This is a genomic window from Sphingobium sp. B12D2B (assembly GCF_025961775.1).
Classification (GTDB): Bacteria; Pseudomonadota; Alphaproteobacteria; order Sphingomonadales; family Sphingomonadaceae; genus Sphingobium.
Map to the genome: position 1 here is coordinate 1,986,528 of NZ_JAOQOH010000001.1, position 12,273 is coordinate 1,998,800.

Consider the following 12,273-nt stretch of genomic DNA (forward strand, 5'->3'; position numbering starts at 1 on the left):
ATCGTCGCAACTGCCGCAAGAGGGACGCGTGGGCTCACTCCTCATCGATTGCTGCGCACAATGCGCGCAACTCAGCGGCGAGCCCCTCAAGGCGGGTCGCGCCGAAACGGGCTGAATAGACCCGCATCATGGCCGCGACATGGGCGGAAATCGCTGTCACGATCTGCGCGCCGGCCGGCGAGAGCGCGATGGTGGAGCGCCTGCGATCGTCGGGATCCGCCGTGCGAACGATCAGCGCGCGCCCTTCCAGCTCGCGCAAGATGCGGGTGACGCTTGGCGCATGGAGCAGCGCGACTTCGGCCAGGTCGGTTGCATCGGTGGTGCCCCGGTCGTTGATCACCCGCAGCACGCGCCACTGCGGCTCGGTGATGTCGAAGTCGCGCAACTTGGTGCGCATCGGGGCGATCACCGCTTCCTTGGCGCTCAACAGGATCGCAGCCAGCGATTGCTCGAATGGCGGGAGTTTCTCGTCTTCGACCATCTTTGCCCCCTGCGCGCTGCCTGCCCAGTCCGCCGCGTCATTCTGCGGTCGGCACTGGCACAAAACTCATCGCTATTCACTGAGCTGTCGTCCAGCCCATAAAAAACGGGGCCGCCTTTCGGCAGCCCCGCTCTTGAACTCTTGAGACCGATCAGGCCTTCTTGGTGCGCCAGCTGTCGGCATAGCCGGTGCGGGCCACGGCCGAGTAAGGCACCGGTGCGACGATCGCCTTGATCTCGGTCTGCTCGTGCGGCTCGACGGTCGGCTTGGAGGTGCCGCCATTGGGCTCGCCCCACAGCAGGGAGACTTCCGTGCCGGGCTTGGCGTACTTCGGGTCGATCATGGCGAGCGTGAGCATCTTGCCCTCGTTCGACGAGTAACCCACCCAGGTGGAGACGCCGATGTGCTTGCCGTCGACCATCACCGAGTCGTAGGGGTGCATCGAGTAGACTGCGCTCGGGAACTCGAAATACTTCGCGCGGCCGGACTCGGCGAAGTAGCTGCTCATCACGCGCAGCATGTCCTCGTCGTCGAGCGCCAGCGTCACCTTTTCCAGGTGCGGCTCGTTCGCCATCTTCTCAAGGGCTTCCTTGCCGATGAAGTCATGGTCGAACTTGACGATGATGCCATAGCCGACATCCCACGGCGTCAGGCCGTAGCCTTCGAGCGTCTCGGGCACGAACGAACCGCCCGCGGAGCACTTGGCGCCATAGCTGTTCTCGCCGGCCCACTTGCGGAAGTCCGCAGAGCCTTCGCCGAACAGATAGCCCGGGAACGGGGATGGGATCCAGCCCGACTCCAGCGTGTTCGACGAGTAAGCGCGACCGCCGACGAGGGCGAGGTCGTGCTTCTTGCCGGCGGCGACGAGCGCGCTGTGCACCGCTTCGTAATCGGCCCAGGGACCATAAAGCTCATAGCCCGGCTGACCGGCCATGCCGTGACGCAGGGCGCCAACAGTCTTGCCGGCGATCTGGACGTCCGCCATGTTGAAGAACTTGAGGTCCGGCGCGGCCTGGCCCATCGCGTCCGTCAGGATCGCCATGGCGTTGGGGCCCTGCAGCTGGAAGCGATAGTGGCGACGCTTGCCGTCCGTGCGCAGCGCGGTGCGCTCGTCGCGGGTCAGCGTGACGTTCCACTTGCCGGTGGAGGCGTGGAACTCGGCCCACTCGATGGCCGGCGCGCGGCCGACGAGATTGAACTGGTTCTCGGCGAGATAGAACAGGATCACGTCGCCAATGACATAACCCTCAGGCGTCACCGGGACCCACTGCTTGGCCTTGCCGGGCTTGAAGTTCTTGAAGCTGTTGATGCCGAGATAGTTGAGGAACTCGAAAGCGTCGGGGCCTTCGACCATCAGCTCGACCATGTGGTAGCTCTGGTTGAACAGCACGGCCGTCTTGGCCCATGCGCGCTGCTCGTTGCGCCAGTTCGAATATTCCGCCGGCACACCCGGATAGACGTTCGGACCGGTCTGCTGGTTGCGCAGGAAGTCGACGGCATTGCCGGCGCCATCCAGCACGTCTTGAAGATTCTTCGCCATGATACTCTCCTTCGGACTGAAGTTAGAAACGCAGTTATAATTGGTTAGGGGTTCGCGGTGGCCGCAGCCTCTTGCTGCGCGACCCGGTCGAGCCAGGTGCGCAACAGGGCGGACATCGCATCGGGCTGTTCGACCGGGAGCATATGCCCTGAATCCGGGATCACAGCATAAGTCGCGCCCGCAATTGCTGCAGCAATTCGCTCATGCTGCACCGGCGGCGCCCAGGCATCATGCGCGCCGGTCGCGACAAGCGCGGGGCAATGGATTTGCGGCAACAGGCTCTCGACTTCGGGGCGTGCCAGCAGGGCGCGGATCTGCCGCTCGAACATGTCGATACCGGCATCGCTGCACATCTGCCAGAGCATGTCCATCAGCTGCGGCTTGAGCCGGTTGCGCTCCCACACCATCGGCGGCAGCCAGGAATCGATCAGGGCGTCCATGCCCTCTTCCACGCCGCGGTTAAGCAGCGCGAAGCGCCCGTCCGCCTCATTGGGTTTGGGCAGATGAACACCGGTGCTGATAAGGCCGATGCCGGCAAGCCGCTCGGGCACTTTGCGGAAGATTTCGAGCGCGACCCGGCCGCCCATCGAATGGCCGATGACTGCAAAGCGCGCAGGGGCGGATTCGATCACCTGATCGGCCATGGCGGTGAGGCTGTCCGCCTCGCCATATCCATCCACGGCTGTGATCGGCATGATCGGCCCCAAGGCGGCGACCTGGGGCGCCCAGATGCGCGCATCGCAGATGAGGCCCGGCAACAATAAGACCGGCACAGCCAGAGAGGGCGAGTCGTTCATCGCTTCCAATCGTTCGTATATACGAAAACTTCATCTACCCGAAAACGCCGCGCAAGGCCAGACCAATTCGAAGTTCAGACTGCAATTTTGCTGCACGTCAGGAATGCACAGGCACCCAATGCAAGCAACCCTCCCACGCCGGGCGCGGGAGGGTCTACTATATAAGGCGGTGTCCTTGCGGGACGAATTGACCTGCTGGTATCAGTCGACGAGCATCAGCGCGTCGAGAGCGACCACGCCCTGGCCCTTGGGATAGACGACCACCGGGTTGAGATCGAGCTCCTGAATGCGCGGCTCACCGCGCAGCAGACGACCGATGCCGCCGATAAGATCGGCCACCGCCTCGACGTCCAGCGCGGGCGCACCGCGATAGCCGTTGAGCAACGCGGCCTGCTTGAGCTTGCCGAGTTCACCCACGATGGCCGCCTTGGTCATGTCCGGCGAGAGCAGGCGCACGTCCTGCAGGATTTCCGCCGTCACGCCGCCAAAGCCGGCGAGGATCACCGGACCCCATTGCGGATCGTTCTTGGCGCCGACGATCAGCTCCATGCCGCGCGCGCCCATCGCCTCGATCAGCACGCCATCGAGAATGATGGATGCGTCATAGCGCTTCACGTCCGCGAACATCTTGTCCCACGCCGCGCGGATCGCGTCGGCGCCGACCAGATTGAGCGCCACGCCGCCGGCATCGCTCTTGTGACTAAGCGCGGCAGCCTGCGCCTTCATCACCACTGGGCCACCAATAGCGTCGGCCGCGGCAATCGCCTCTTCGACGGTCGCGGCAAACTGACCCTTGGGGAAGGGAATGCCGAGCGGCGCGAGCAAGGCCTTGGCCTTATATTCCGGCACGACGCCCTTCTCGCTGGCGAGCGCAGGCACGCTTGCCGGCGCTGCGTCCGTCTTGGTCGCATCGCGCTGACCGGCGGCCGAGAGCCGCTTGATGGCGCGCAACGCCCGCTCGGTGGTCGGGAAATAGGGAATACCCTCGGCGCGAAGCTGCTCGATCCAGTCGGCCGGCACGTGCGCGCCCTCATCCACGCCACCGAAGATCACCGGCTTGGTCGCCTTGAGCTCACGAACGGCCTTGAGGAACGGCGGCAGCTTGATGCCGATCGTCGCCGGGTTGGTCTGGATGATCCCGGCGAAGATGGTGCCGACGCGATCATCCTCGAACAGCGCCGCGAGTGTGCGGTAATACATGTCCGGATCGACAAGGCCCTGTGCGGTCAGATCGAGCGGATTGCTGACCGGGACGAACTCGGGGAGCGCCGCGCGCAAGGCAGGTGCATTGCTGTCATCGAGGGTCGGGAGCGCCAGGTCCAGCTCTTCAGCCAGATCCAGCGTCAGTGCCTTGAGCGCACCGGATTCGCCGAGCACGGCGGTGCCGCCGCTCGGCAGCGCCGGGCAACGCGCCGCGATCTCGGTGATGTCGCCCAGCTCTTCTAGTGTCTCGGCGACGACGATCCCTGCCCGCTCCACCTTGGCGCGCATCAGCTTGTAGTCGCCAGCCATGGCACCGGTGTGCGTGGCGGCGGATTCGCGCGCCGCGCTGCTCTTGCCGGGGTGCAGCAAGGCAACGAGCTTGCCGGCGGCGCGGGCCTTGTCCATCAGCGCCAGGAAGCGGGCGGGATCGCGGAACTGCTCGACGATCATCGCAATGATGCGCGTCTTCTCGTCGGCGATCATGAACTCGACATAATCCTCGACACCGCTGCCAGCTTCATTGCCGGTGGAGACCGAGTAAGTGAGGTCGAGCGTGCGGCTCTCCAGCATCACCGCGAGCACGGCCGCCATGGCGCCGCTCTGCGAGACGATGCCGACGCCACCGGGGCTCGGGGCCTTGATGTCGGTATCGATGAAGGTGAGCGGAATGCGGTCCAGATAGTTCACCGAACCCAGGCAATTCGGCCCCTCGACCACGATGCCGGCCTCGCGCGCAATGCGCCCGATTTCCTGCTGGTCGGCCATGCCCTGCTCGCCGCCCTCGGCAAAGCCTGCAGCAAAGATGATGGCGGCGCCGGCCTTGCGCGCAGCAAGCTGACGCATCGTATCCAGCACGGCGACGCGGGGAATGGCGAGGATCGCGCAGTCCACGCCCTCGGGCAGCGCCTCGACGCTGGGCACCGCAGGGCGACCGCTGATCGTTTCGCGCTTGGGATTGACGAGATGGATGTCACCGGAAAAGTCGTTCCGAACGAGATTGGCCAGAACGCTGGCACCGAGCGAACCCGGCGTTTCGGACGCCCCGACGATCGCGATGGACCGCGGACGCAGCAACCGATTGATGTCACGCGTTCCCGCCTGCGGGCGCTCTCCGGCCTCAACCGTCATAACTCAACTCTCCTTCGCGAAACCAGCTCGTGGCAATCAGACCTTTCGCCCCGGAGGCGGATGCAGCCGGGGCGAAGGATAACACACAGGAAAGGGCGGCCCTGCTTGGGCCACCCTTCCGGCAACTCAGACGTCGGTCTTGGTCTTGTCGTAGTGACCCAGGCCCGGCTTGAAGGTCTTGTCGTCGAGGAACTGCTTCATCGCGACATGGCGGCCATCCGACTTGTCGAACCAGTTGAGGCCTTCTTGCAGGCGGATCAGATAATCCTCCGCATTGTCGTAGGTCATTTCCTTCACCCGACGGACTGCGTCCTTGGTGTACTTCACCGTCGCCCAGTTCTTGGCGATCAGCGTCTCGGCGACCTGCTTCACGCGGGCCTTGAGCTGGCCGACCGGCATCGACTCGTTGACGAGATTGTAACGGGCCGCTTCCTGACCGGAGAGGTTCTCGCCCATCATAGCGTGATACATGGCCACGCGCATGGGCATCAGGTCCACGGCCACCTTGGTGGCGCCACCGCCGGGGAGAATGCCCCAGTTGACTTCCGACAGGCCGAACTGCGCTTCGTCAGCGGCAAAAGCGAGATCGCAGGCGAACAGCGGGCCATAAGCGCCGCCGAAGCACCAGCCATGCACCATGGCGATGGTCGGCTTCTGGAACCAGCGCAGACGCTCCCACCAAGTATAGGCCTCACGCTGTGCCTTGCGCGTGCCGGCCAGGCCCTGCGCCTCAGTCTCGCGGAAATATTCCTTGAGGTCCATGCCGGCGCACCAGGCGGGACCTTCGCCACCCAGAACCACGACACCGACATCGTCACGGAATTCGAGATCCGTCAGAACCTTGAGCATCTGGCGGTTGAGCTTGGGGCTCTGAGCGTTCCGCTTGGCGGGGCGATTATAATAGACCCATGCGATATTATTCTCGATCTCGACCCGAACGGTATCCTCTTCCCGCTCGACGGACGTATTTTCCTCAGCCATTTGATTTCCCTTCAAGGCAATTTATGCTATGCGCCATAGCATTATCGACCATGGCTCACAAGGGGCTGGCGACTGGTTTTCATCCGGGGGCATGATGGCAAGGGACCAGAGGCAGGGACGCGACAAGGCGCTGGATTCACCGGCTGAACCCCCGGTCGCCACCACGCTCGCCAGCCCGCTCGACGGGACGCTCGGCTATCGGCTGCGCCGCGCCTCCATGGCGATGATGGGCGATGTCATCGCCGCGCTGCGCGCCATTGACCTGAGTGTCGGCGAGGCCTCCTTGCTGATTCTCGTCGGCCATAATCCGGGTTGCCGGCAGAGCGATGTCGGGCGGGCGCTGGCGATCAAGCGCGCCAACCTGACGCCACTCATCGGCCGGCTCAAAGCTCGCGATCTCATCAGCGATGCGCCCATTGACGGGCGATCCCTGAGCCTGACGCTCACGCCGCAGGGGGAAGCCCTGCAGCGCGAAGCGATGAAGCGGGTGAAGGCGAGCAATCGCAAGTTCCAAAAACGCCTGACCATCGAGGAAAAGGCGCTGCTCGCCGCGCTGGAAGCGTTGGGCTGAGCGGGGCTACGGCCCCTCCCCTCCCGGGCATCAACCTATCGCGGCTTCGCCCTTCACCGTCACCGGAATGCGCAGATAGCGCACGCCATTGGCCTCCGCCTTCGGGAAGCGCCCAGCGCGGATGTTGACTTGGATCGAGGGCAGCAACAGGCGCGGCGCGGACAATCCGGCGTCCCGCTTGGTGCGCATCGCCACAAAGTCCTCCTCGCTGACATCATCGCGCACATGCACGCTGTTTTTCCGCTGCTGGCCGACGGTGCTCTCCCAGCGATAATCATCCCGCCCCGGCGCCTTGTAATCATGGCACATGAACAGGCGGGTCTCGTCAGGCAGGCTCAGCAAGCGGCGGATCGAGCGGTAGAGGGTGCGCGCATCGCCGCCGGGGAAGTCGGCCCGCGCGGTGCCATAATCCGGCATGAACAGCGTATCACCCACGAAAACTGCATCGCCGACCCGGTAGGCGATGTCCGCCGGGGTGTGACCGGGAAGATGAAGCACCTCGACCTCCAGCGACCCGATCGAGAACCGCTCGCCATCGGCGAACAGGCAATCGAAATCCGAGCCGTTGGTCTGCAAATCGTCCAGCGCGAAGACCGGGCGGAAGATCTTTTGAACGTCCCGGATGTGCTCGCCAATGCCGATCTTCGCGCCCGTCTTCGCTTTGAAGAAGGGCGCGGCGGAAAGATGATCGGCATGGGCATGGGTTTCCAGCACCATGGCAATCGACCAGTTCTGCGCCTGGGCGCGGGCAAGAATGCGCTCGGCTGAGCCGGTATCGACCTCGCCACTGGCCGGATCGAAATCCAACACAGGATCGATCACGGCCGCGATGTGCGTCTGCGGATCGACCACCAGATAGCTCACCGTGTTGGTGGGCTCGTCAAAAAATGCCTCAATGATGGGTTGGGTCATAAGTGCCTCCATTCGATGCTTGACAATATAGAAGCGTCTTCTACATTAGCAATATCTAATTTAGAGGATACTGATGTTAAAAGCTGCCATGGATCTCGACACGTTCGAGGCGCGCGCCGGAGAGGTTGCGCAGGTGCTGAAGGAGTTGGGCAACGGCCGTCGCCTGATGCTGCTGTGCAAGCTCGTCGAACATGGCGAGCGCATGGTGGGCGATCTGGCGGACGATGTCGGCCTCTCTCAATCGGCCCTCTCGCAACATCTCGCCCGGCTCCGCGAGGAAGGCCTCGTGACCTCCCGCCGCGAGAGCCAGACCATCTGGTACAGGATCGCCGATCCGCGGATCGAGACCCTGCTCGCCACGCTCTATCAACTCTATTGCACAGGGGACTGACCCCATGACGATCCAGACACTTTCCCCCGCCGACGCCAAGCGCCTCATTGAGGGTGGCGCCAAGCTCATCGATATCCGCGCGGCGGACGAACATGCCCGCGAGCGCATTCCGGGGGCCATTAACGTGCCGCTGGAGCGCATCGACACGGTCGACCCCGGCAACAATGCCATCGTGTTTCACTGCCGCTCGGGCATGCGGACACAGGCCAATGCCGACCGTCTGGCCGCAGCCAGCGATGCCCCCTGCTTCATTCTGGAGGGCGGCATCGACGCCTGGCGCAAGGCCGGGCTGGATGTGCACATCGACAGCGGGCAGCCGCTGGAGATCATGCGGCAGGTGCAACTGACCGCCGGCGGGCTGGTGCTCATCGGTGTGCTGCTCGGCTTCCTCGTCGCGCCGGGGTTCTTCGGCCTTTCCGCCTTTGTCGGCGCGGGCTTGATGTTCGCGGGGGCGACCGGTTGGTGCGGCATGGCGACGCTGCTCCAGCGCATGCCCTGGAACCGTCGCAAGGCGGCCTGAGGCCATGACGACCGCGCAGATCCTCCTCGCGCTCCTCTCGGGCGGCATTATCGGCATCGTACTCGGAATGGTGGGCGGCGGAGGATCGATCCTTGCCGTGCCGCTGCTCGTCTATGTCGTCGGGGTCGGATCGACCCATGCCGCGATTGCAACAGCAGCCGTGGCAGTCGCGGCCAATGCGGCGACGGGGCTTGCGGGTCACGCGCGGGCCGGGCGGGTCAAATGGCCCTGCGCGTTGGTGTTCGCGGCGTCGGGCGTCGTGGCGGCAGCGCTGGGGGCAGAGATCGGCAAGGCGGTGGACGGCCGGCGGCTGCTCGCGCTGTTCGGCCTGCTGATGATCGGCGTCGGTATCGCGATGCTGCGCAGGCGCAAGGGCGTTGACGATCCCGACGTGCGCCTCACCCGCCAGTCCGCCGGGCGGCTGCTGCCGCGGCTGATCCCCATGGGCGCCGGCGTGGGTCTGGCGGCGGGGTTCTTCGGGATTGGTGGCGGGTTTCTGATCGTCCCGGCGCTCATCGCGGCGACGGCCATGCCCTTCGCCACGGCCGTCGGTACCTCGCTGGTGGTGGTGACGGCATTGGGACTAACCACTGCGACATCCTATGCGCTGTCCGGCTATGTCGACTGGCCGCTGACGGCGCTGCTGATCGCCGGCGGTGCTGCGGGCTCGGTGCTGGGGATGCGCGCGGGGTCGGCGCTTGCTGCGCACAAAAAGCTGCTCGAGCAGGGCTTTGCGATGCTGGTGATCGGCGTCGGCGGCTATGTGGTCTGGACCGCCCTCTAGCCCCATCCGCCGGCGCTAGGCCGTGCGGGTCATCATGCTTGCGATGGGGAGAAATGGCGCGCCCGGAACGATTCGAACGTCCGACCCTCAGATTCGTAGTCTGATGCTCTATCCAGCTGAGCTACGGGCGCTTGCCAATCTCACGGTGCCGGTTGGCCGCCGTGGGAGAGGCGCAGATAGTCGGGGGCGCCGTCCGTGGCAACCCCCTTTTTTGCATTCTTTTTGTCCTTTCAACCGCGCGCGGCGAGCGCTGCCTGCGCGGCCGCCAGACGGGCGATCGGCACCCGGTAGGGCGAGGCGCTGACATAATCGAGGCCCGCCTTTTCGCAGAAGGCGATGGAGGCCGGATCGCCGCCATGCTCGCCGCAAATGCCGAGCTTGATGGCCGGGCGCGTCGCCCTGCCCCGCTCCACCGCGATCTCGATCAGCTCACCCACGCCCTCGACATCGAGACTCACGAACGGATCGCGGGCGAAGATGCCCTTGTCGACATATTGGGTGAGGAACCGCCCGGCGTCATCCCGGCTGATGCCGATGGTCGTCTGCGTCAGATCGTTGGTGCCGAAGGAGAAGAACTCGCCGGCCTCGGCAATCTCGCCGGCCTTGAGCGCGGCGCGCGGCAGTTCAATCATGGTGCCGACCAGATACTCGACCGAGGCACCGCGCTCGGCGAACACGGCCTTGGCGGTCTTGTCGACGATGTCCTTCATCAGCTCCAGCTCGCGCTTGGTGGCGACGAGGGGAATCATGACCTCGGGGATCGGCGCGTCACCGCTGGCCTTGGCGACATCCAGCGCCGCCTCGAAGATGGCGCGGGCCTGCATCTCGTAGATCTCGGGATAGGTGACGCCCAGACGACAGCCGCGATGGCCGAGCATCGGGTTGAACTCGTGCAGTTCAGCCGCGCGACGCTTGAGCAGATCGACGCTCACCCCGGCAGCCTCGGCCACATCGGCGAAATCGACATCCTCATGCGGCAGGAACTCGTGCAGCGGCGGATCGAGCAGGCGAATCGTGACCGGCAGGCCGGCCATCTCGGTGAAGATCTCCGTGAAGTCGGCGCGCTGCTCGGGGAGCAGCTTGGCCAGCGCCTCGCGACGGCCTGCCTCGGTCTCGGCGAGGATCATCTGGCGCACGGCGGTGATCCGCGCGGCATCGAAGAACATATGCTCGGTGCGGCACAGGCCCACGCCCTCCGCGCCGAACTCGCGCGCGGTGCGGCAATCGAGCGGCGTCTCGGCATTGGCGCGCACCTTGAGGCGGCGGACCTGATCGGCCCATTCCATCAGCGTGCCGAAATCGCCGGCCAGCTCGGGCTGCACGGTCGGCACTTCGCCGGCCATCACTTCGCCGGTCGCGCCGTCGATGGTGATGATCTCGCGCTCCTTGAGCAGACGGTCGCCGATCCGCATCAGCTTGCCGGCGGTGTCGATGGAGATGCTGCCTGCGCCGGACACACAAGGCCGCCCCATGCCGCGCGCCACCACGGCGGCGTGGCTGGTCATGCCACCGCGCGCGGTGAGGATGCCCTTGGCGGCGTGCATGCCGTGAATGTCCTCGGGGCTGGTCTCGATGCGCACGAGGATCACCGCCTCTCCCAGCTCATTGAGCCGCTCGGCGGTCTCGGCATCGAACACCACCTGACCGGAGGCCGCGCCCGGCGAAGCCGGCAGGCCCTTGGTCAGCACATCGCGCGGCGCCTGCGGATCAAGCGTCGGGTGCAGCAGCTGGTCGAGCGCGGCGGCATCGACGCGCGCCACGGCTTCCTCATTGCTGATCAGGCCTTCATGGGCCATGTCCACCGCGATCTTGAGCGCAGCCTTGGCGGTGCGCTTGCCCGATCGGGTCTGCAGCATCCACAGCTTGCCCTGCTGCACGGTGAACTCGATATCCTGCATGTCGCGATAATGCGTCTCGAGAATCTGGAAGACCTTGGCCAGCTCGGCATAGGTCTCCGGCATGGACTCCTCCATGCTCAGCGGTTTGGCTCCGGCCCGCTCGCGCGCGGCCTTGGTCAGATATTGCGGCGTGCGGATGCCGGCGACGACATCCTCACCCTGCGCATTGATCAGATATTCGCCATAATAAGCGTTCTCACCGGTCGCGGGATCGCGGGTGAAGGCGACGCCGGTGGCGGACGTTTCGCCCATATTGCCGAACACCATGGCCTGCACGTTGACGGCCGTGCCCCAGTCGCCCGGAATATTGTTGAGGCGGCGATAGACCTTGGCGCGATCAGCCTGCCAGCTGCCGAACACGGCGCCCACGGCACCCCAGAGCTGCTCATGCACATCCTGCGGGAAAGGCTTGCCCCAAAGCTGCTGCACCAGCGCCTTATATTCGGCGACCAGCGCCTGCCAGTCCTGCGCGCTCAGCTCGGTATCGAGGAAGGCGCCCTTGTCTTCCTTGGCGATCTCCAGCGCTTCCTCGAACTTGCCGTGATCGAGGCCGAGCACGACGTCCGAATACATCTGGATGAAGCGGCGATAGCTGTCCCACGCGAAGCGCGCGTCGCCGGAGACGGTGGCGAGGCCTTCCACGGTTTCGTCGTTGAGGCCGAGGTTGAGCACGGTGTCCATCATGCCCGGCATCGAGACGCGGGCACCGGAGCGGACGGAGACGAGCAGCGGATCGGCCTTGTCGCCAAAGCGCTTGCCGGTCACGCCCTCGATATGCGCGATGCCGCCCGCGACTTCCGCATTCAGGCTCTCGGGATAGGTCTCGCCATCCTCATAATAGCGCGTGCACATCTCGGTGGTGATGGTGAAGCCCGGCGGCACCGGCAGGCCGATGGCGGCCATGCCATCCAGATTGGCGCCCTTGCCGCCAAGCAGGTTCTTGTCGCCCTTGCCGCCATCATCGACGCCACCACCGAAACGGTACACATATTTCGTCATTCAGACACTCCACCTGCATTGGAATGCGCGCGCAAGCAGCCGTTATGGTCTCGCCGCCGACGCGCGAT

11 protein-coding genes and 1 tRNA gene are annotated in these 12,273 nt (G+C 64.9%); 4 read left to right on the forward strand and 8 right to left on the reverse strand.

All coding sequences use genetic code 11. The annotated features are described in order from the left end of the window. Nucleotides 1–34: 34 nt before the first annotated feature. The 5 genes from M2335_RS09430 to M2335_RS09450 form a co-directional block, all read right to left on the reverse strand. Nucleotides 35–481, reverse strand: coding sequence for a MarR family winged helix-turn-helix transcriptional regulator (locus tag M2335_RS09430; RefSeq protein ID WP_264594505.1), 447 nt, complete (start codon nt 479–481; stop codon nt 35–37). A 151-nt stretch (nt 482–632) separates the two neighbouring features. Beyond that, nucleotides 633–2,021, reverse strand: coding sequence for a syringate O-demethylase (gene desA, locus M2335_RS09435; RefSeq protein ID WP_264570260.1), 1,389 nt, complete (start codon nt 2,019–2,021; stop codon nt 633–635). 44 nt (nt 2,022–2,065) lie between these two features. Next, nucleotides 2,066–2,818 carry an alpha/beta fold hydrolase gene (locus M2335_RS09440; protein ID WP_264594506.1) on the reverse strand — a complete coding sequence of 251 codons (753 nt, stop codon included), beginning with the start codon at nt 2,816–2,818 and terminating at the stop codon, nt 2,066–2,068. Between the two features lie 201 nt (nt 2,819–3,019). After that, the gene (locus M2335_RS09445; protein WP_264594507.1) at nt 3,020–5,149 is read right to left on the reverse strand and encodes an acetate--CoA ligase family protein; all 2,130 of its coding nucleotides are present in this window, start codon (nt 5,147–5,149) and stop codon (nt 3,020–3,022) included. Between the two features lie 126 nt (nt 5,150–5,275). After that, a complete protein-coding gene (locus tag M2335_RS09450; RefSeq protein ID WP_264594508.1) occupies nt 5,276–6,130 on the reverse strand; it encodes a p-hydroxycinnamoyl CoA hydratase/lyase in 855 nt (284 codons plus the stop codon). 28 nt (nt 6,131–6,158) lie between these two features. Between M2335_RS09450 and M2335_RS09455 the strand changes: the two genes are divergently transcribed. Then, nucleotides 6,159–6,701 carry a MarR family winged helix-turn-helix transcriptional regulator gene (locus M2335_RS09455; RefSeq protein WP_264594509.1) on the forward strand — a complete coding sequence of 181 codons (543 nt, stop codon included), beginning with the start codon at nt 6,159–6,161 and terminating at the stop codon, nt 6,699–6,701. A gap of 30 nt (nt 6,702–6,731) precedes the next feature. On the opposite strand, the gene M2335_RS09460 is transcribed toward M2335_RS09455, so the two are convergent. Further along, nucleotides 6,732–7,613: an MBL fold metallo-hydrolase gene (locus tag M2335_RS09460; protein WP_264594510.1), complete on the reverse strand. Its 882-nt coding sequence runs from the start codon at nt 7,611–7,613 to the stop codon at nt 6,732–6,734. A gap of 73 nt (nt 7,614–7,686) precedes the next feature. Between M2335_RS09460 and M2335_RS09465 the strand changes: the two genes are divergently transcribed. From M2335_RS09465 to M2335_RS09475, 3 genes are read left to right on the forward strand one after another with little or no spacing between them, the layout of a single operon-like run. Further along, nucleotides 7,687–8,004: an ArsR/SmtB family transcription factor gene (locus tag M2335_RS09465; protein ID WP_264570254.1), complete on the forward strand. Its 318-nt coding sequence runs from the start codon at nt 7,687–7,689 to the stop codon at nt 8,002–8,004. Nucleotides 8,005–8,008: 4 nt separating this feature from the next. After that, a complete protein-coding gene (locus tag M2335_RS09470) occupies nt 8,009–8,524 on the forward strand; it encodes a rhodanese family protein (RefSeq protein WP_264594511.1) in 516 nt (171 codons plus the stop codon). Between the two features lie 4 nt (nt 8,525–8,528). Then, nucleotides 8,529–9,308, forward strand: coding sequence for a sulfite exporter TauE/SafE family protein (locus M2335_RS09475; protein WP_264594512.1), 780 nt, complete (start codon nt 8,529–8,531; stop codon nt 9,306–9,308). Between the two features lie 54 nt (nt 9,309–9,362). Here M2335_RS09475 and M2335_RS09480 read toward each other — a convergent pair. Together M2335_RS09480 and ppdK are read right to left on the reverse strand one after the other, a co-directional pair. Beyond that, a tRNA-Arg gene (locus M2335_RS09480) sits at nt 9,363–9,439 on the reverse strand. Between the two features lie 99 nt (nt 9,440–9,538). Beyond that, a complete protein-coding gene (gene ppdK, locus M2335_RS09485; protein ID WP_264594513.1) occupies nt 9,539–12,205 on the reverse strand; it encodes a pyruvate, phosphate dikinase in 2,667 nt (888 codons plus the stop codon). Nucleotides 12,206–12,273: the final 68 nt, after the last annotated feature.